This window comes from Parasedimentitalea nitratireducens (assembly GCF_057444295.1).
In genome coordinates this window covers 523383-543589 of record NZ_JBYAXC010000001.1, presented here as the reverse complement: position 1 = coordinate 543589, position 20207 = coordinate 523383, and the positions used below count along the sequence as shown (strand labels likewise).

Annotated in this window: 19 protein-coding genes and 1 tRNA gene; 2 read left to right on the top strand and 18 right to left on the bottom strand. The window is 57.1% G+C overall.

Annotation, left to right across the window (positions count from 1 at the left end; translation table 11 throughout):
* Positions 1-114: 114 nt before the first annotated feature.
* Positions 115-537 (top strand): hypothetical protein, encoded by a 423-nt coding sequence (locus AC2T28_RS02805; RefSeq protein WP_486747422.1) that lies wholly within the window; start codon positions 115-117, stop codon positions 535-537.
* Between the two features lie 10 nt (positions 538-547).
* Here the strand turns inward: AC2T28_RS02805 and AC2T28_RS02800 are convergent, their stop codons facing one another.
* From AC2T28_RS02800 to AC2T28_RS02730, 15 genes are all read right to left on the bottom strand, one after another.
* Entirely contained in the window at positions 548-1327 is a 780-nt protein-coding gene (locus AC2T28_RS02800) for a DeoR/GlpR family DNA-binding transcription regulator (RefSeq protein WP_486747421.1), read from the bottom strand.
* Between the two features lie 18 nt (positions 1328-1345).
* A complete protein-coding gene (locus tag AC2T28_RS02795; RefSeq protein WP_486747420.1) occupies positions 1346-2239 on the bottom strand; it encodes a TIGR01459 family HAD-type hydrolase in 894 nt (297 codons plus the stop codon).
* Positions 2236-3156 (bottom strand): glycerophosphodiester phosphodiesterase family protein, encoded by a 921-nt coding sequence (locus tag AC2T28_RS02790; RefSeq protein ID WP_486747419.1) that lies wholly within the window; start codon positions 3154-3156, stop codon positions 2236-2238. Before AC2T28_RS02790 ends, AC2T28_RS02795 begins: the two co-directional genes overlap by 4 nt.
* Entirely contained in the window at positions 3153-4244 is a 1092-nt protein-coding gene (locus AC2T28_RS02785; RefSeq protein WP_486747418.1) for an ABC transporter ATP-binding protein, read from the bottom strand. Before AC2T28_RS02785 ends, AC2T28_RS02790 begins: the two co-directional genes overlap by 4 nt.
* Complete coding sequence (ugpE, locus tag AC2T28_RS02780) at positions 4245-5093, bottom strand: sn-glycerol-3-phosphate ABC transporter permease UgpE (protein WP_486747417.1); 849 nt, start codon at positions 5091-5093, stop codon at positions 4245-4247.
* Positions 5093-5974, bottom strand: coding sequence for a sn-glycerol-3-phosphate ABC transporter permease UgpA (gene ugpA, locus AC2T28_RS02775; protein ID WP_486747416.1), 882 nt, complete (start codon positions 5972-5974; stop codon positions 5093-5095). The genes ugpE and ugpA overlap by 1 nt, the downstream gene beginning before the upstream one ends.
* An 81-nt stretch (positions 5975-6055) precedes the next feature.
* Complete coding sequence (gene ugpB, locus AC2T28_RS02770) at positions 6056-7369, bottom strand: sn-glycerol-3-phosphate ABC transporter substrate-binding protein UgpB (protein ID WP_486747415.1); 1314 nt, start codon at positions 7367-7369, stop codon at positions 6056-6058.
* 289 nt (positions 7370-7658) lie between these two features.
* A complete protein-coding gene (locus AC2T28_RS02765) occupies positions 7659-8675 on the bottom strand; it encodes a HupE/UreJ family protein (protein ID WP_486747414.1) in 1017 nt (338 codons plus the stop codon).
* Complete coding sequence (locus AC2T28_RS02760; RefSeq protein ID WP_486747413.1) at positions 8672-9502, bottom strand: peptidyl-prolyl cis-trans isomerase; 831 nt, start codon at positions 9500-9502, stop codon at positions 8672-8674. The genes AC2T28_RS02765 and AC2T28_RS02760 overlap by 4 nt, the downstream gene beginning before the upstream one ends.
* A gap of 65 nt (positions 9503-9567) precedes the next feature.
* Entirely contained in the window at positions 9568-11505 is a 1938-nt protein-coding gene (locus AC2T28_RS02755; RefSeq protein WP_486747412.1) for a DUF3604 domain-containing protein, read from the bottom strand.
* Between the two features lie 386 nt (positions 11506-11891).
* Positions 11892-11968: transfer RNA gene (locus AC2T28_RS02750), tRNA-Pro, on the bottom strand.
* A gap of 56 nt (positions 11969-12024) precedes the next feature.
* On the bottom strand, positions 12025-12972 hold the full coding sequence (locus tag AC2T28_RS02745; protein WP_486747411.1) for a DMT family transporter: 948 nt from the start codon (positions 12970-12972) through the stop codon (positions 12025-12027).
* 162 nt (positions 12973-13134) lie between these two features.
* Positions 13135-14031, bottom strand: a complete 897-nt coding sequence (locus tag AC2T28_RS02740; protein WP_486747410.1) for a DUF2167 domain-containing protein — start codon at positions 14029-14031, stop codon at positions 13135-13137.
* Positions 14032-14165: 134 nt separating this feature from the next.
* Positions 14166-15269 carry a 3-isopropylmalate dehydrogenase gene (leuB, locus tag AC2T28_RS02735; protein ID WP_486747409.1) on the bottom strand — a complete coding sequence of 368 codons (1104 nt, stop codon included), beginning with the start codon at positions 15267-15269 and terminating at the stop codon, positions 14166-14168.
* 177 nt (positions 15270-15446) lie between these two features.
* Positions 15447-16358 (bottom strand): LysR family transcriptional regulator, encoded by a 912-nt coding sequence (locus tag AC2T28_RS02730; RefSeq protein ID WP_486747408.1) that lies wholly within the window; start codon positions 16356-16358, stop codon positions 15447-15449.
* Between the two features lie 93 nt (positions 16359-16451).
* Between AC2T28_RS02730 and AC2T28_RS02725 the strand changes: the two genes are divergently transcribed.
* Entirely contained in the window at positions 16452-17375 is a 924-nt protein-coding gene (locus tag AC2T28_RS02725) for a Rossmann-fold NAD(P)-binding domain-containing protein (RefSeq protein ID WP_486747407.1), read from the top strand.
* On the opposite strand, the gene AC2T28_RS02720 is transcribed toward AC2T28_RS02725, so the two are convergent.
* From AC2T28_RS02720 to AC2T28_RS02710, 3 genes are all read right to left on the bottom strand, one after another.
* Positions 17304-18338, bottom strand: a complete 1035-nt coding sequence (locus AC2T28_RS02720) for an endonuclease/exonuclease/phosphatase family protein (RefSeq protein ID WP_486747406.1) — start codon at positions 18336-18338, stop codon at positions 17304-17306. The genes AC2T28_RS02725 and AC2T28_RS02720 overlap by 72 nt on opposite strands.
* On the bottom strand, positions 18335-19168 hold the full coding sequence (locus tag AC2T28_RS02715) for a hypothetical protein (protein WP_486747405.1): 834 nt from the start codon (positions 19166-19168) through the stop codon (positions 18335-18337). The genes AC2T28_RS02720 and AC2T28_RS02715 overlap by 4 nt, the downstream gene beginning before the upstream one ends.
* Positions 19169-19499: 331 nt before the next feature.
* Positions 19500-20021 (bottom strand): HdeD family acid-resistance protein, encoded by a 522-nt coding sequence (locus AC2T28_RS02710; RefSeq protein ID WP_486747404.1) that lies wholly within the window; start codon positions 20019-20021, stop codon positions 19500-19502.
* Between the last annotated feature and the right edge of the window lie 186 nt (positions 20022-20207).

The following is a 20207-nucleotide window of genomic DNA, read 5'->3' as shown; positions in this document are numbered from 1 at the left end:
CTGAAGAGCTATCTGAATTGGGGCCTTATCGATGGCGTGAAAGTTAGCTGTGAACCCAAAGTTAAGTGTGTGTGGACTTGAACTCACAGAGTCACCAAAGTTAACCTATTCAATATGTTTATCAGATTTGTTAGTAATAGAACCCATCCCAATATCGATGCAGAACTTGGCATGTTTGCAGCCCGCGACTATGTTGATTTTTCACAGAAAAAAGGGAGTGTTCAAAGAGCCCATGACGAAGCTTTTTATTGGTTCAGCGCAGATGGCGGTGGCGGATTAACTTATCCTCGGCTCAAAGGGAAAGTTCGTACACCCGACGTTAGAAAATCGTTATTTTGGTTTCGAGAAGACGCTAAGTTCTACAGTCGTGAGGCTGGTAGCGTTATTGTTCGGGCGCGCGAATTGGCATCTGTCCTGTCACTTGCCGGGTGTGAAATTCGCGAGTTAAGAACTAGATCTCCGGGCAAGATAATTTGGGAAGACAGCCGTCAAGTACTCGCACTGCCAGATTCCGAAACCGTTCCCAAGGCGTTCTGAGGTGAAAAGCTCATGCCCAAGACGGGGCGAGGTGGAGTTCCACATCTGGGGCGACGCGCTGCAGATCGAAGTTGTCTAGAACCCTGTCGGTAACAAACTCGTCTACCTGCGAAAAGGCGGCCACCCGGTGCGATGCCCTGCGGTTCCATTTGCTGTGATCGGCGACCAGCATGACCTGGCGCGAGCAGGACTGGATCACGTTGCTGACCTCGGCGTCGAATTTCTTGTAGTCCAGCAGGCCAAATTCGGCATCCAGTGCACCTGCACCGATCACGCCGTAGTCAGCCACAAACTTGCTGTATCCGTCTAACACCGAGGCCCCGGTTAGGTCGCGGTCTTCGTGGCGCAGTTGGCCGGCGACAACATGAACCTCGCAGGTGGGCGCGTTGCACAGCACTGTGGCCACCTCGAGATTGTTGGTGACGATGGTCGTGTCGGGGGTGTGGGCCAGCGCTTCGGCGACGTATTGCACCGTGGTGCCGATCCCCAGGAGCACGGTGGATCCGGGCGGGATGCGGTTGGCTGCGGCCTGGGCAATGGCGCGTTTGGTTTGCTCGTTCAGGGTGGACCGGGCGCGAAAATTGAGGTTCACCGGATTTGATGGCGGCGCAACACCACCGTGTACTCTACGCGCTAGGCCCTGATCGCACAGGTCGTTGATATCGCGGCGGATGGTCTGGGTGGCGACGTTGAACAGATCCGACAGGTCGTTGATCGACAGTAACCCGGCCGAACTCAGCCGTTCGACAATTTGGCGTTGGCGGTCGTTGAGATCTGTCATGCTGCTCATGTGGCTAACGTTTGTTGGCTAGATGGAAGGGGCAATCCAGTCGGGCGCAATGCCGCTGGCAGTGATGAATTTCTGGACGTCGAGCCCGGCGAACAACCCGTGGTCGGTAATCAGCGCAGCGGTCCAGCCGTGGGCGCGGGCCCCTAAAACATCAGTGTGCAGAGTATCGCCAACCATGGCAATGCGGTGCGGGTCAATGTCTGGCAGGCGTCGCTCAACCGCCTCATAGACCGATGGGAAGGGTTTGCCATGAAAGATCACTTTGGTTCCCAGACGGTCTTGCAGGTCATGGGCATAATAGCCCGGCTCCAGCGATAGCCCGTGTTCACGCGGGGCCACCAGATCGGGGTTGGCCACCACCACAGGGCGCGGGTTGCGGCGCAGGCTGTCGTGGAGCAGGGCCTGACGGGAGGCATTCCAATCCGCAGCGCTGAGCATCAAGAAAGCCTGGACCCGGTCATAAGCGCGGAAGTCATCAGTCATGGCTTGGGCATCAACCATCAGGTCGTTCGGGGCAAACCCCGGAGGGGCGATGACACCCCATTTGCCTCGCGGCAGGGCAGCAGTCAAAAACGCTTCGCAGACATCGCGGCTGGAGATGATTTCATCCGGTGAAAATTCAAATCCCAACCGGGCGAATTTGGCCTGGGTTTGTTTGCGGGTAAAGCTGGCGGCGTTGGTGAGTACCAGAACTTTCTTTCCCATCGCGCGCAGTTGCTGCACGCGGTCATGCGCGCCTGCGATCGGGGTTTCGCCCACGTTCAAGACCCCAAAAGCGTCGAATACAAAAGCATCTGCCTGATCGGCCAGTTCGTGAAGGCCGGAGATATGGTCACAGGCACCTTCAGCCGGGGCTGGGGGCAGCCGGTTGCGAATTGCCTCGTAGCGGTCAAAGGCCTGATCCGGGGTCATTGCAAATGGTCCTCCAGTGGCTGGGACTGGTTGGAGTTGATTTCATCGCGCAGTGAAATGGCTAGCGCTGGGTCGTCGGTAATGATGCCGTCGACACCAAGCTGCAGCTGATGGTGCAGGTTGGCCGTATCGTTGACGGTCCAGGTCATGACCTGCAGATTCTGGTCCTGTGCTTGGCTTAACCCGTCAGCATCCAGATCCTTGAAGTAAGGGCTCCAGATGGTGGCACCGGATTGGGCCAGTAATTCCGGGATCGGGGCAAAGTCTGGATCCAGCCCGTCAAGCCAGGGAGAGCCGGGATAGACGGTGCCATCGGGATGGGTGCTGCGGTGGATCGACAGATGGGACCGGCGCAATTGCGGATAGTTGCGGGCAGCGGCTGAGAGGATCTGCCAATTGAAGGCATGTAGGTAGCTTTGCTCGACCATGTCCTGTTGTTGCAGAATGTCGGCAACGACCTGAACAAAATCCTCGGCGCTGATCTGCGGGCTTATGGTGGGGCTGTGTTTAAGTTCGACCAGCAGCTCCAGGTCCCAGGGCTGTTTCTTTACCAGCTCTAGAAACTCAACCAGTGTTGGGATGCGGCAGTTGCGCAGTGTTGCTTGGCTAGGATGCTTTTTGTCGTGGGCGCTGCCGGGACGAATGCCGCCAACGTCATAGCTGCGCAACTCATCCAGCGTAAGCGCGCTGATGGCTGGGCCTTCGCCTTGTAGCCATTCACCGCCGGCGTCACGGGTGGTTTCTGCCGAAAGGCGGGGGTTGTGGGTGACCACAGGCACGCCATCGCGGGTCATCAGCAGATCGAGCTCTAGCCCATCTACGCCGACATCGATCGCGTGCTGAAACCCCGCCAGAGTGTTTTCTGGCATGGCCACCGGGGCGCCCCGGTGACCAAATATTTTTGGCGGCTGGCTCATGCAGGATCCCAGTTCAATCGCTGACCTGTGGTGCCATCAAACAGGTGGATATGTTCCTGCGCACAGCTGAGCGCGATGCTGTCGCCACTGTCGCGGGCCTGCACCCCGTTCAGCCGTACGGCCAGTGCGGTCTCTGACCCTAAAAGTGTACCATGTACAACTGTGTCAGCCCCTAGTTGTTCGATGAATCCAACCGACAGATCGATCTGAGTTTCGCCTTCGGTGCCTTGGTGCAGGTGCTCTGGGCGGACCCCAATCGCGATGGATTTTCCTGCCGAAGTGGGCAGTTCTGCAGCAAAATCAACCTGATGGCTGCCGTTGATCTGCAGGCTGCGACGGTCCTGGCTGACAGTGCCTTCGAGTACGTTCATGGCCGGGCTACCAATGAAGTCAGCCACAAAGCGCGACGCGGGACGCAGGTACAAATCCATCGGTGTACCGATCTGTTCCACCTTGCCATCACTCATTATAATGATGCGATCAGCCAGGCTCATCGCCTCAACCTGGTCGTGGGTCACGTAGACAAAGGTTGCGCCCAGACGCTTGTGCAGGGTCTTCAACTCAGCGCGCAATTGGGTGCGCAGTTTGGCGTCGAGGTTGGACAAAGGTTCGTCAAACAAGAACACTTTGGGGTCGCGCACGATGGCGCGGCCCATCGCCACCCGCTGACGCTGACCACCTGAAAGGTTTGCCGGTTTGCGGTCCAGATACTCCTCAAGCCGCAGGGTGCGTGCAGCCTCGGCGATACGCTCAGCAATCTGAGCCTTGGGCAGGCCTTCGTTTTTTAGGCCGTACTCCATATTACCGCGCACCGACATATGCGGGTACAGCGCGTAGTTCTGGAACACCATGGCGATGTCACGCTCGCCGGGCTCCAGATCATTGACCCGGCGGTCGTCGATCTTCATATCGCCCGAGGTGATGCTTTCGAGCCCGGCGATCATCCGCAGGATGGTGGATTTACCACAGCCCGACGGGCCAACCAGTACGATGAACTCGCCATCTGCAATCTCGACATTGACGTCGGATACGGCAGTCACATCGCCCGGGTACACTTTGCCCAGAGATTTGATGCTTAGAGTGGCCATTTATTTCTCACTTTCAACCAGCCCTTTGACAAAGAGCTTTTGCATTGCAACGACAACGATAACGGGGGGGATCATGGCCAGCACAGCGGTGCCCATGATGTAATGCCAAACCGGCAGGGCTTCACCTGAATTCACCATGCGCTGGATGCCCATGACGACGGTGTAATTGCTTTCTTTGGTCGTGATCAGAAGCGGCCAAAGATATTGGTTCCAGCCATAGATAAACAGGATGATAAACAGAGCCGCGATATTGGTGCGGCTCAGCGGAAGCAGGATATCCCAGAAGAACCGCAAGGGGCCGGCGCGATCAATGCGTGCGGCCTCGACCAGTTCATCCGGGATGGTGAGGAAGAACTGACGGAACAGGAATGTGGCGGTGGCCGACGCGATCAGCGGAATGGTCAGGCCAGCATAAGTATCCATCATCCCCATTTTCACCACTACGTCTAACGTTGGAAAAATTCGCACTTCGACGGGCAGCATCAGGGTGATGAAGATCATCCAAAAGAACCCCATGCGGAACGGGAATTTGAAGTAAACAATGGCATAGGCCGAGATGATCGAGATGGAGATTTTGCCAAAGGTAATGGCCAGCGCCATGATCAGGCTGTTGAACATCATCGACCCAATCGGCACGCCGCCGGCCTCGGGCAGGCCGCCAGCCAAAAGCTGGCTGTAGTTTTCCCAAGCGCGATCACCAAACCACAACGGTATGGGCGAATGGCTTAGGGCTTCGGGGCCATGGGTCGAGGCAACCAGTGCCATCCACACGGGGAAGCACAGGAACAGCACACCAAGGATCAGAACCGCGTGGGTGATGAAGGTGAGGAATGGGCGATTTTCAACCATCAGTACTGCACCTTACGTTCGATATAGCGGAATTGGACAAAGGTCATGACGATGACCATGCCCATCAGGATCACCGATTGCGCGGCAGAGGAGCCATAGTCTTGGCCTTCAAAGCCAGTCTTGAAGACCCGGAGCACCAGAACAGAGGTGGAGTCTACCGGGCCACCCTCGGTGGTGGCGTGGATCAGCGCAAACGTGTCAAAGAAGGCGTATATAAGATTGACCACCAGCAGGAAGAATGTGGTGGGGGTGAGGAGCGGAAAGGTTATGGTCCAGAATCGGCGCACAGGGCCAGCGCGATCAATGGCAGCTGCCTCGATCATGGATTTTGGGATCGACTGCAGCCCGGCAAGGAAGAACAGGAAGTTATAGCTAACCTGTTTCCACGCGGCGGCGACAATCACCAGCAGCAGGGCCTGATCGCCGTTTAGATAGTGGTTCCAATCTATGCCAACACCTTTGAGCCAGTAAGTCACAATGCCCAGGCTTGGGTTCATCAGAAAGTACCAGATCACCCCGGCCAGGGCGGGGGCCACGGCGTAGGGCCAGATCAGCAGGGTGCGATATCCGGTTGCGGCCTTGACCACCCGGTTGGCGGCGACGGCCAGACCCAGTGAGATCGACATCGCCAATGCGGCAACTGAGGCGCCGAAGATCAGCGTGGTTTTAAACGACCGTAGATAGCCGGGGTCTTCGAACAGTTCGATGTAGTTCTGCATCGCGACCCATTGGCGCGAAAAGCCAAAGGCGTCTTCGATGAAGAACGAGCTTTCGAGCGCCTGATAGGCGGGCCAGAAGAAGAAAATGACGGTGATCGCGATCTGCGGCAGGACCAATAGATAGGGCAGCAGCCGAGAGCGAAAGACGACACGCTTTTGCATGCGGAGGAACCTTTGGGGGAAGTCGTGACAGTTGGGAGGCCCCGGTAGGGACCTCCCGTGTAAGAAGAGTAGCCGGGGCTATCAGTTGTTGGCGGCTTCGAACTTGCGCAGCAGTTTGTTGCCACGCTCCACTGCGGCATCCAGTGCAGCCTGAGCGTCTTTTTCACCGGCCCATACGGCTTCCAGCTCTTCGTTGATGACATCGCGGATTTGCACGAAGTTACCAAAACGCAGACCTTTGGAGGCTGGGGTCGGGGTGTTCAGGCTCAGCTGTTTGATGGCGGTGTCGGTCATAGGATCAGATTCATAGAACTTCTGTTCCTGCGACAGGCCATAGGCGGCTGTGGTGATTGGCACGTAGCCGGTTTCCTGGTGCCAGAATGCCTGCTGCTCGTCAGCGGATACAAACTTAAAGAAGTCAGCAACACAGGTGTACTCGGGCTGTTCGTGACCGGTGAGCACCCAAAGTGTAGCACCACCAATGATCGAGTTTTGCGGCGCGTCAGCAACGGCTGTGTCGAGCGGCAGCATGGCCTGACCAAATTCAAACCCGGTGATGTCTTTCTTGAAACCACCGTAATAGGCCGAGGAGTTGATCCACAGAGCGGTTTCACCGTTTACAAACTGGGCGCGGCTGTCACCACGGCGACCGCCGTACACAAAGGTGCCGTCTTTGCCCATGTCAGCAATACGCTGGATGTGGTTCACAACGGCTTCGTTGTTAAAGGTGAATTCGGTCTTCAGCGAGGCAAAACCGTTGTCTTCGGAGCCCAGCGGGAGGTTGTGCCAGGCCGAGTAGTTTTCGATGTTGGACCAGGACTGCCAGCCAAACGAGAAGGGCTTGGTAACACCGCTGTCCTTCAGGGCTTTGGCAGCCACTTCAACTTCGTCCCAAGTGGTCGGAACATCAACACCAGCGGCATCCAGTGCGGTTTTGTTGTACCACAGAACCGGAGTGGAAGAGTTGAACGGCAGCGACAGCAGCTGGTTTTCGGTGTCGGTGTAATAGGACACAACAGCTGGCAGGTATGCGGACTGATCAAAGTCTACGCCAGCGTCTTTCATCAGCTGGTGTACAGGATAGATCGCACCCTTGTCGCCGGCGGCCATCATGGTGGCGGTGCCCACTTCAAACACCTGCACGATGTGCGGCTGCTCGCCAGCGCGGAAGGCGGCGATCGAGGCGGTCATGTTTTCGGTGTAGTTGCCTTTGTACACGGCGTTGATCTGGCAGCTGTCAGATCCGGCGTTGTAGTCGGCAGCAAATTTGTCAACGATCTCGCCCAGCTGGCCACCCATGGCGTGCCAGAATTGAACTTCGGCTTTGTCAGCCGCGGCGGTGGTTGCGGCCATGGCCAGAACCGTGGATGCCGAGAGAATGGATTTCAGTTTCATTTCGATCTCCTACGACCGGAGCCGCGTTCATATGAACGCGGCGGGTCCCCTGGTTTATGTGTTCTGCGGGTTCAAATGCCCACTTGGTGCAGTGTAAGGCGCCTTTGTGACGCTCATGTGAATGCATATGACGTTCAGATGAACATTTGAGTCAAGCAAAAGGTGAGGGTAAAGCCCTAGGATCACGCAAAAATGTTGATTTTGCGCGGTAGGTTGGGTGGTGTTGGTGAGATCTGCCCAACCTTCCGATGCGGGAAGGCTCGGCCGTGTCCGGGTTTGAAGCGCGCTGTTAGGACACGAAGCCGGTTATGCGTTCAACAACCCAATAGGCGGCGATGCCGCCGATGCCATAGGCAAAGGCAGTATTGGCCAGGCCATCCCTGCGGTGAAGCTGCGCGCTGACCGCAGGTGCAAGTTTTGACACCGCGACATACAGGCCAAGCACTGCCGCAACAAAAGCCAGTTGGCCAAATTCCACACCGAGGTTGAAGCCAAGCAGAGCCATCAGCAGGTCACTTTCGGGCAAGCCAATTTCGCGCAGGGCACCGGCAAAGCCCAAACCATGCAGCAGACCAAACGAGAACGACACTAACCAGGGCCAACGTTCTGAAAGCCGCAGGCCATTTTCCTGCCGTTTGGCCAGCTCTACCGCCAAGAACACAATGGACAGGGCAATGACGGATTCAACCGGCGGGCTGGGAACCGTCAGCCAGCCCATCGAGGCGGCGGCCAGAGTGATGGAATGCGCCACGGTAAAGGCGGTGATTGCGCCGACCAACCGCCATTTGTCCCGGATCAGCAAAAGCAGGGCAAAGACAAACAGCAGGTGGTCAAAGCCTTCCAGAATGTGATCAGCACCAAGCAGGATGTAATCAAACAGCACCCGCAGCGCGCCGGGGTTTTCGGGCAGGGCAAAGCCGGGTTGGTCAGGTGTCAGGCGGGTGGTGAAGCTACCGCCGTCTGCCCCCTGATAGCGGACAAGCACATCGGTGTTGGTGCGTTCCAAGCCGCTGATCAGGACCTGTTGGCCAATCAGTCCACCGCTGCAGTGCGCCGTCCAGCGCGACACCCAGGCCGCGCCGTCACTGCGTGGGGCGGGTGGGCTGCGCAGATCGCAATTGTCGGGCAGCAGAACATCCATCGCCATTGGCTTGCCTTTGACGTCGGGCTTGCGCCAGAACAGGCTGTGCGCCTCGTCTGATAGGGCGTGAATTTCCAGATACCCGGGTTCAAGCGCGTGGGCCTGTGCTTGGGTGGTGCCAAACGTGGCCAGCAGCGAAATCAGGGCCAGCAGGCGCAGCATCATGAATTGCCGCCTGGGCTTGGTAGAATGATCTCGTAGCCTTGACGCAGGGACTGGTAATACTGTTCCAGAACCTCCTTACGCTTGGCGCTTTGCCAATCCCCCAGAACCCTGTCGGCGATCTGCTCGAGTGGGGGGAGCGCTGCGGGGGCGGTGTCGGTGATTTGGACCAGATGAATCCCGTAGCCTGATTTTACCGGCCCGGCCCACTCACCTACGGATAATGCAGATAGTGCCGTTGCAAAGCCGGTGCCAAAGGCGCTGTCCAGCGCGCGGGATTGGGTGAGATCAAGACGGGCAGGCAAAAGGCTGGGTTGTCCCAACTGTGCCGGATCTGCCCCATCTGTGAGTTTCGCGAGGGTGGCGGCGATGTTTTCGGAACCAACATTCTGGCCAAGGTAGATCTGGTTCAGGGCAAATTGCGGAGCACTTTGATAGTCAGCGGCGTTGGTTTGATAAAACGTTTCAAGCTCGCCCTCTTGCGGTTCTATGGCCTCGGCGATCGAGGCGGCAAAGAACTCCATTTTCTGACTAAGGCGCCGATTAATCACCGCATCGTTTTGATCCATACCCAATTCGAGCGCGGCCCGAACCAACACCTTTTCCCGGATCAACTCTTGGGTCATGGCGCTTAGCTCATCCGGTTGCGGTTGCCGTTTCCAGGCGGCTTCGAACTGCGCGTTGAGCGTCGCCAGATCAGCCTGTGTGATGACAATCTGGTCGCGGCCTGGTGTGGGCGGTGTGTCATCCAGTATCGAATAGGCGGCAAAAATCAGCCCCCCGATCAGAAGAAAGTGAACCAGGGGTTCCTTGACGATGCGGGCAATCATACTTGCGGCTGTCCGTTAATTTGGGAGAGAGAATGCCCCGCGACATATCGCGGGGCAATTCGGTTCTAGCCTTTGGGGCTGTACCAGATGGGTGAGGTATAGGCGCGTTCCTGTTGTTCGGTTGGCGCGCCTTCGGGCAGGTCGACGCCGTATTTCACAACGTCATACAGATACCAGGGGGGTGTTGGGATCTCGAGTACACGGGCGTAGTAGAACGCGCGCTGGTTGGGATCAAAGTCCGGGTCTGTCCAGGTGGTGACCAATTCGGCCGCGCCAATGGAATTGGCCCAGGTGGCCGAGGCTACATCAACGGTGCTGCCCACCGCCGGGACTTTGCCGTTGGCATCGGCTTCGCGGTTGTCGGACCAAGCCACGTCATAGACCTTTTCGTGGGTGGTGTCGTCGGCATCCAACCAACCTTTGATGATCTGCACTCGGTCTAGATTGGCACCAATTGGATCGCGAAGCGCTGCCACCAGGAAGCTGGGGGCCTGACCCTCTTCGGGCGCGATGAGATTTGCCCCCATAGGTACACCCTTGGCATATCCAACAGCGGCCACATCGCGGCGGCGCAGGTCATTTTCCGAGAAATCGTAGCCGCCAAAGAAGCGCACCGTCATCCGTGGGCCGGTGGTGGCGTAAACCTCTTTGCGGTCCATGGCGTCAAACAGCGACGCGCGGGTGTTGTCCTTGGCCCAGACTGCCGCAAGCCCGGATGAGACCATTTGCCATGCATAGAGCGCGCCGTTTTCGTTTTCCATAAAGGCATGTTGCAGACGTTCGGCACTGGGCTCATATCCGGCGTGTTTGCCAAAGAAGTTTTCTTCCTCGACTGCGGGCAGCGAGTTATGCGCATCTGTCGCGCCGATCATGCCAAACTGATAGGGGTTGGTGCCAAAACGTTCTTCGAGCAGCAGACCGTTCTTGAGTGCCTCGCGGGCGTACTCACCGGCCAGCATGTCGTCGGTTTTGGCTACAGACAGGTCCAGATTGCCGGCGTCCCAAGTGCCGTAGTCGGCAAATTCATCGTCGGGTGACAAGAAGGGGTGCGCCTCGCCGTCACCCTTGATCTGGGTGACCTCATAGATGCGTTCCCATTTGGCGCGTTGTTCGACATAGAATTCATCGATTTCGCGGCCAGTGTACTGGGCATCCACCGGGAACATGATGCCATTGGCCAAGTTGCCATTGTGGGCAAATGTCATTGCCGCACCGTTGGTTTTGGCCTCGTAGTTGGTCAGATACTCATACAGCTTCAGCGGATCGGTGCTGCCGACGGGCTCTTGGGTGGTAAAGGGGACCACCTGACGGGCGCGGTCGCCGTTGTCGCGGAAGATCACGTTGCGGTGCATGTTGCCGCCCTTAACCAGTGACGTCCATTCAAAGCCGATGAAGGCGGTGAAATTTCCCGGTTCATTGTATTTTTCGGCGGCGTCGATCACGTCGCCCCAGATGGTGGCATAGCGTCGTGAGCCGGGGGAGTAGTTGGCGAACATTTCCGGGTCCATCTGACCCTGTGAGAAGGTGCCAATCAGATCAAGAGTGGCGTCCACGGCGGTTTGACCACCTGCGTTAAACCCTTCGGCCCAGCGGGCGCCCTGTTCGTATTGGGTGACAATTGGGGCTGACGCCAGAACATCGGTGATCAACCCCAACCCATCGGAGTGGTCAGTGATTGCCAGCCAATCCAGTGGTCTGGCTAGGCGAACTTCTTGACCGGACGAGGCAGTGACTTGTTCTCCACGGGCAAAGCGATAGGCCGCGTCTAGGCCAAGTCGGTTTCCGAAACCGCCAGCGTCCATCGACAGGGCGGTGTGCAGGTGGCTGTCGCCCCAGAGTGGGCGTTCAGGAAAATTGCGATCAGCGTAGGGAGAGTAGGGCGCGCCTTCGGGGAAGAGGTCGTTTAGTTGACCCTCACCGGCACTCATTTCCTGAGCAGACACAAGAGATGGAGAGGCGAGAGAGAAGGCTAAGAAAGTCGTAGACAATAGCAATTTTTTCATCGGGAAACTCCGGGTAATCAAAAACAAAACGCGAGTGAACCAAGTGCTATTCACGCAAGACAGGCATGTTGGACGGTAGAGGCAATGCGGCTATCGGGCAAGAAAATGTGAAAATGGTACAATAGGCGGTGCAATTCTGCGCGTTCTAACGCCTAGTGGGCGGTGGCCAGGGTACATACTCTGGAATGTACCCTGGAATACAAAGAATGTGTGCGCTCGGCCGGGGTACAATATTTTGTGTGGAATTTCTGCATGGCTTCCACAGGGTCAATTGCCCTAGATCCGGCGGGAGTGTTCGAATTGTCTGCTTGGAGTGGCCGGTCGAGACTGAACATTTTTATGTTCTGCACTGAACGCATCCGCTGTTGGGATGCTGTTCGGTGACTTGGTCGGGCTAGGAAGATTCGAACTTCCGACCCCCTGTACCCAAAACAGGTGCGCTACCAGACTGCGCCATAGCCCGACCGTGAGGGGCGGAATAGTCGGATGGTGGCGGAGATGCAAGAGTAATAATCTAGATTATTTTCCAGAAGATTTGCGTCGCAGGATAAGAGAGATGTTGAGGCCACCGGATGTGTAGCCTCGGGTGCGGGTTTGCAGCACGGGCGTGTTGCGGGACCGGCCGCCTGCGGCCTCGCGGATGACGATGAAAATCCCACTAAGAATGATGATGCCAGCGCCAGTCAGTGTGCCCATATCAACGGCTTCTTCGAACAAAAGAACGCCGAACAGGGTGGCCCAGATGATTTGGGAATACTGCATGGGGGCGACGATTGCAGCCTCGCCGATGGTATAGGCGCTGACCATCAGCAGGGTGGCACAGAAGCCGAAGACCGCCACGACAACAAGCCCGCCCAGCTCGGCTGATTGCAGCGGGGTGTAGACAAACGGCAGGGCCAGACCCATGGCCAGAAAGGTGGTGATAAGGGGGTAGATCATCAACACGACCCGCCGTTCATTGCTGCCGATTTTGCGCAGGATGACTGATTGCAAGGCATTGCCAAGCGCCGCCAGCAGGGCCGCAGCATGGCCCCAGCCAAACGTGGTACCGCCAGGGCGCAGGACCACCATAACGCCGACGAAACCGATCAGTACGGCAAGCAAGCGGGGCAGGCCGACCCGCTCGTTTAGAATGGGAATGGACAGCAATGTGACCAGTAGGGGGGTGACAAACAACAGTGCATAGGCCTGTGCCAGGGGAAGCTGCGAGAAGGCGTAGAACGCACTAGCTGGCACTACGGAGACGGCTAGGGATCGAGCAGTCATCCACCAAGGGTGATGGGGACGCAGATTGCCGTGGGTAGGATCGCGGACCAACATCAGTGTGACCAGCGGGAACGACAGCAGGCTGCTGAAAAACACCAGCTGGAAGGGGGACATACTGGCGCCGAGGAATTTCACTACCACGTCGTGGGTCGAAAAAATGGCGTAGCCCAACAGAGCCAGCACTGCAGCTTTGAGATTCATGGGCACACCACGGGTATTGAGTTTCTATGCGAGGTTAGACGCGATTCTTAAAGCGCCTGTAACCAGCCTATAGCGCTAACGACGGTGCGGATACATGAAATAATTCGGAAAGTAGGCAGCCCCCGGTTTGGCCAAACCGAGGGGAGGCATTAGATTTGAGTTTCAGTTGTGGTCAGAGGAGCCTTCACCTCTAAGTTTTCGGAAAACCCAATAGATCGGCATCAAGAGTAGGAACCAAAACTTTTTTAGGAAAATCAGACCTACGGCCAGCAGTCCAGTTTTTGCTAGTGCCTTTCCTGCAATCAATCCACCGATACCTACTGCCGCAACCTTGTCGACGGATGGGTTGAAATCTGCATATTTCGCACCGTCCGTAAAAGAGCTCATTGCGGCGACTTCAGGCAGGGCCGCCTTGATTTGGGGTAGCTGGGAGATGTCTGCGACAAAATTTAACTGCAAAACGCCTTTGCGCCCAAGTGCGCGAAGATTGTAATTCAAAGTGTTGGTTTCAGCACCGGAAAAAGCGAGTTCCTTTGCCCAGTGTAGCTTTTTGGTGGTTGCATCGTAATTTGGAGGCACTGCCCACCCGACAAGTTTTATGGTTTCAAAGTTGTTTTGAAGCCGCCAGGTGTTTTCCTCGCTGATGTCCGATTTCATGGTCGAAAGCAGGTCGTCATAGTCGATTTTGGCTGCATCCTTGTCCGAGACGTATCCTATTGGGTCCCATGAAATCACTGCGCCCCAGCTGTCAGCATCCGTAGGTAGCATGGTTGCTGGAAATATCATGCCAAGGGAATCGCCGTTTGGATTGCCCCACAGGTCCATCAGCACCTTTTGGGAATCAGCGGGGCTGAGGTAGTAGTAATCGTCGGGTACCATCAATTTAGCTTGGTTCCCTGGCAGCGATATTTCTCCCTGCTGGTAGTCCAAGTCTTCCATCATCTGCGTATATTGGTTGGGCTCGTTGAAGGTTACACCCGGGAATAGTTCGTGGAAGGATTTGGCCTGCGCGGGCTGAGACAGGCCTAAGAAGGCCGCAATCAACAAAAGGTGTTTCATCGTAATTCCTTGCGAAGTCGAAATAATTTGCCCGAACCTTAAGCGAGAATAGGTTAGTAGGCAAAATTAAACCTCTACAACGAAATTGGGCTGCCAGCATGGCAGCCCAACGTAGTTTAACAGCGGTTGTTACTTTACAGGCTGGCGTCTAGTGCAGCCAGGACTGCGTCGCCCATTTCGCTGGTGGAAACGGGTGTTGCACCTTCTTCGCCCAGCAGGTCAGCGGTGCGGACACCATCGGCCAGTACGGCCTCAACCGCAGCTTCAAGGCGGTCAGCCTCGGCGCCTTGGTTAAAGCTGTAGCGCAGCGCCATAGCGAAGCTGAGGATACAGGCAATTGGGTTGGCTTTGCCCTGACCCGTGATGTCCGGAGCGGAGCCGTGTACCGGTTCGTACAGGGCCTTGGGGCGGCCACTTGCCATCGGTGCACCAAGCGAGGCCGACGGCAGCATACCCAGCGAGCCGGTCAGCATGGCGGCGCAGTCAGACAGGATGTCGCCGAATAGGTTGTCGGTCAGAATGACGTCGAACTGTTTAGGCGCACGAACCAGCTGCATGGCGCCGTTGTCGGCGTACATGTGCGACAGCTCGACCTCGGGGTAGTCGGCGGAAACACGGGTGACAACTTCGCGCCACAGGATGCCGCTTTCCATCACGTTGGCTTTTTCCATCGAGCACAGTTTCTTGCTGCGCACCATCGCCAGTTCGAATGCAGAGCGGGCTGCGCGTTCGATTTCAGACTCTGTGTAACGCTGGGTGTTGATGCCAACGCGCTCGTTGCCTTCTTCAAAGATGCCACGAGGTTCACCGAAATAGACACCGGAGGTCAGCTCGCGCACGATCATGATATCCAGACCGGCGACCAGCTCTTTCTTCAGCGAGGAGAAATCAGCCAAGGCGTCAAAGCACTGGGCCGGGCGCAGGTTGGAGAACAGATCCATTTCCTTGCGCAGGCGCAGCAGGCCACGCTCGGGCTTTACCGAGAAATCCAGGTCGTCGTATTTTGGGCCGCCAACAGCGCCAAGCAGAACAGCGTCGGCTTCTTGGGCTTTGGCCATTGTGTCGTCGTGCAGGGGCACGCCGTGGGCGTCGTAGGCCGCGCCGCCAACCAGATCTTCGCTGACGTCGAATTTCAGATCCCGCTTTTCACCGTACCAGTCGATGATCCGGGAAACCTGGGCCATGACCTCGGGGCCAATGCCGTCACCGGGCAGAATCAGAATCGATGGGTTGGTCATACGGATACTCCTTGAAAAAGCTGGTAGGGGAGTACCCGTTGACGCCTGCGGGGTCAATAACAGCAGGGTGTGGAACAGTGCCGTTGAGGGAACAAAAATGAGCGCCTTTGGCGCGCTGGTTGCCTCGTTGACGACCGTTCGGTCGTCGCCTCGGGGAAGGGCGCTGAAAGGTGGGGGCTATTGTGGAGGAGGTGTTAAGGCGGCTTGTTGCAATCCTTCGGCCAACAGGGTCCAGACTTTGGTGATGCGGGGTGTTTGACGCATGATCTGGTGGGCAGCCAGCCAGACCTGCAAGGGGGGGATTTCGATGCCCAGGTCCAGTTCCTGCACCAAGGGATCAGCGCGGCCAATGGCGGTTTGTGAAAAACCGATGCCGCAACCGACGCGGACCAACTGCCAATAGGTGGCCTGGTTGTCGCATCGGGTGGCGAAGTTGCTGCGCTCCATGGTCCAGCCGAGGGCGCGGGTGGTTTGCAGGATCAGCTCGTTGGTGTCGTAACCGACGAGATCGTGTTGGCGCAGCTGGTCAGGAGTTCGGGGCGTGCCTTTGCGTTTGATGTAGCTGTGGGCCGCAAAGACGCCAAGCTGCAGATCGCAGATGTGGCGGGTGACAATATCGAGCTGATCGGGGCGATACATGCGCACGGCGATGTCGGCAGCGCGGAACAGCAGGTTTTCGCTGCTGTCCGAGGGCACCAGTTCCAGCTCAATCAGGGGTTCCTGTTCGCGGATCTGAGCAAGGATGGGGGGCAGGATGTAGTGCGAGGCAAAGACGCTGGCGGTGATGCGGACGGTGCCGCTGAGCTGTTGTGAGCGGCCAGCGACGCTGAGCGCGATGGCGTTCATTTGGGCCTGCATTTCACGCGCCATTGGCAGCAGTTGAGCGCCGCTGTCAGAGAGGTGCAAGCCGCGGGCGTGGCGTTCAAAGAGCTCGCATTCCAGATCCTGCTCCAGCGATTGAATATGGCGACCAAGGGTGGGTTGGCTGCGGTTCAGCTGTCGGGCAGCGGCAGAGAGCGAACCGGTTTCAGCAACAGCCAGGAAGCTTTGGATCAGGGACCAGTCGGGGAGTGGGTGGGATACATCCATTCATTTATGAATACACGAGCTTTGGTTTTGGTCAATGTTCCCGGCTTTCGTGAATAGGTAGGTTGTAGGCAGCGGAAGAATGGAGATTTGCTTATGACACGTACTGTATTGATCCTTGGGGCCTCGGGCCGGTTTGGGCGCGCTTGTGCGCTGGCCTTTGCTGAGGCGGCTTGGCAGGTTCGGAGTTTTGATCGTAGCAAGGATGATCTGCAGCAGGCCGCAAGCGGCGTGCAGGTGATCGTGAATGGTTGGAACCCTGACTATCCCGACTGGGCCGCACAGGTGCCGGGGCTGCATGATCAGGTGATCGAGGCGGCGCGGATGAGTGGGGCCGCGGTGATTGTACCGGGCAATGTCTATGTGTTTGGTGAAACTACTCCGGGGCCGTGGTCAGAGGCGACACCGCATCGTGCGGCGAATCCATTGGGGCGGATCCGGGTTGAGATGGAGGCGGCTTATCGGCGGTCGGGTGTGCAGACCATTGTGCTGCGGGCGGGAGATTTTCTGGACACCGAGGCCTCGGGCAATTGGTTTGATGCGATCTTGACTAAGACTTTGGCCAAAGGGCGGTTTACCTACCCTGGTAATTCGGACTTGCACCATTCCTGGGCTTACTTACCGGATCTGGCACGTGCTGCGGTGGCGCTGGCGGACAAACGGGACGCGTTGCCGGATTTCGCGGATGTACCCTTTGACGGGTATACGCTGACCGGGAGAGAAATGCTGGAGGCGATAAACCGGGTGAGTATTCGGCAAGCAAAGTTGAAGCAGATGTCGTGGTTGCCGCTGCAATTGGCACGACCGTTTTGGGCGATGGGGCGCTGTCTGCTGGAGATGCGGTATTTGTGGGACACGGCACATCGGATGGACAGCACGTTGTTTGACGATTTGTTGCCAGGGTTTCGGCATACGCCGATTGAACAGGCTATGGCATCCGCCCTGCCGTCAACGCTGGTCGAGGGCAATGTCGATCCAGACCAGCCGGTGGCGGCTGGCCAGAGCGCTGGATTGGTCTGAGGGCCAGTGAACCCCGGTGTCGATGACTTTGAGGTCGGACGATGGCAGCAGGTAGTCGACCCGCATCCGGCCCGCGCGCTGCCATTCGACCGTGTTCAGGTCGGCCTCGGCGCTGGTGGGTCGTGGGTCTTGCAGGCGGGGATCGTTCAGAAGGGCGGCGATGGCTGAGCGGCGACCGTCACCCCGATTGGGGGCAAGGTTGGCGCCACCTGCGATGATCAGCGGGGAGGTCGGGATGGCGCCCAGGGTTCCGTCTAGCAGCACCTGCCACATGCGGATTTCATCTGCGTTGCGGAGGCCGTTGCGGTCTTCGGGGCCGTCAAACAGCGGGGGACCTGCCTGAAAGGTCAGTAGGTTCAGAGTATCGCCACTAGGCAGTTTCAGTGGCACAACCCAGTGGGAGCTGCTGGACAGGCGCTGGGCCTGTTGGGCCTGTTCAGATGGGAACGGGCTGCCATCGGGGTGCTGTGGGAGCAGTGCATCGGGCAGGTCGCGCCAAAGAAGCTGCGACAGATCCCGTGCATTGGCGTGATCAATTGGCAGGCGCGACAGCACAGCATTGCCGTCTTGGCCTGTAAACGCGCCGTAGCCTTGGGAATCCCTTGGGGTGCCACGCTTGCCATCGCCATCAAGATCAAGACCGCTGGCCAGGCCCGAGTTGGGCTGAAGAGCGAATAGATGGGGGTAGGGGGCGCCTGCTTGGGAGAGTTGCTGTTGCAAGGCCTGCAGTGCGCGGTTTTCAAAGTCCCAGTCGATACCCTGAAGAACAAGCACATCCGGGTTTATCTGCGCAATGATTGTAGTAACCGCGTTGATCTGGGGGGCGCCGCCGCGAGCTATATCGCGCAGCAACAGGCCAGGTCCGTCGCGGGATAATTCGGTGTTGAAGGTAGCAATCCGCAGCACATCGGCGTGACTGGGGGAGGTGAAAAGCAGCAGGAGGAGTGCTGCCAGGATCCTCATGCGGCTTGCAGCGCCTCGGCGTTGGCATAGGCACGGCGGCGTTTTTGTTCGATCAGCTCGGCCACGCGCAGCATTGCCATCCCGCGCATCAGGAGCGAGGCCGGGAGGAAACCCCATAGACCAATCATCCAAACCAGAGTGTGAGGGGTGCCAAGAATTGCCGGCTCCAGTGCTGCAAACAGAAGTTTAACCGCTGCAGGAATGGCAAAGGGGAGTAACACGCCGAACATCATATTGACGCGGCCATCGCGCTGTAGGCGTTGCACCACGTCACCGCCGGTGGTGGGGTCGAACAGAGGCAGGTTAATCCAAACGTTGAACGCGCCGTTTGCCACGGGCCAGTTGCGAATATGGATGACAAAAAAGAAGGCCGCAGCACTGATCAAGCCCATGACATAAGACAGGGCGGCTGTTGCACGCACCATGTTCACGGTCTCGGTGGCCGTATGAGAGGGCAGCAACAGGGTGACCAGGTGTACCGGTGAGTATGGGAAGTCTAAGACCGCACCGAGTTTGCCAGCAGTGCCGTGGATGAGGGTTGTCAGGCCAGTGGCATCATGTGGGTGGCTTGCCACCAGGCAAAGAGCGCCAATGGTCAGCAGCAGCGATAAAAACCGCATGCGATTTAGCGGCGGCGCTTCTCGAAATTCGATGAAACTGGGAAAGCTTGAGTAATATTCGGCAAAGATCAGCATGCCGAGCAATAGGGCCATCAAAGCCACGATTTCGGTTGAGTCGGTGGCGAAATCGGGGAGTAGAAATGACGGCATGGCAATCAGAAATGCCACAAGAATACCGCGCATTGCTGCGCCTGTTATGCGTGCTAACACTGTTCTTCCCCTTCAAACTGGACAGGTCGATACGTTGCCGAGCCTTTGTTCCACTTTGACGCAACCCTGATAGATCAGGATCGCTGTGCCTCATTTGCGCCCCATTTGTGCCTTGTTTCGCAATGCCTCTCAAGATCAGGGCGTAAATTATTGCCCTGAATCGATATTTTGACCGAAGTACTGGTGCGAGAATGCATCATGGAACCCGCTGTATATAGGTGTAATTGGAGGTTCGATCTATATGTTGTGTGCAGCCTGGGGTGCGCCATAGGCCGCCTTGGCAATTAACCTCTGTGACAATGTGTCATTGTGTTGAATGCACTTGGGGCGACTAGCCCTTTTGGTTTCGGAACGAAAGGCCAATCACAATCAGGCCAAAGCCGTTCATCATCAGCTCGATTCCCAGCATGATCCCAAGGAAGGTCAGAGATGCGGCAGCGAAGTTGGTCCAGATGTAGCCAGCGAGCAGAATGGAAACTGCGCCCGACACGATCATTGGCCAAAAATAGCTGGTTTCACGTAGCTTCCAGGCAAAGACCAGCCGGACGATACCGCTGGCAATCAGCAGGACCAGTATCAGCATGGTCAGCGAGATGGCCCCTTCAAGTGGGTTGAACAGAAAGTTGGTGCCAAGGAAGGCCATCAGCAGGCCCATCAGGACGCCAAATACTTTGCTACCTGTCGACTCGGTGCTGGACACGCCGCCTACGACCTGGAGCACGCCTGATGCCAACAGAACTGCGCCAGTTAGGGTGGTGACCGCCAAGGTTGCTATGACGGTATTGCCTAGGACCAGAATGCTGAAAACCAGCGAGAGCGCACCTAGTAACATCCATTTTGCTGAGTCTGGCATGATATTTCTCCTGAAAATCTATTCTCATAAACCCGCGACCCAAAGTGATTGAGGCCAATGTGGTGCCACTATGGCCTAAATTAAGCGCGTGTGCAGGGGGAATTATTCTGGAGTGCGTGTCTGGATGTTATGCATCGGCTGAATGCCGCGTGCTGGCAGGGGGAGCGAGGCTCATATGTTACGATC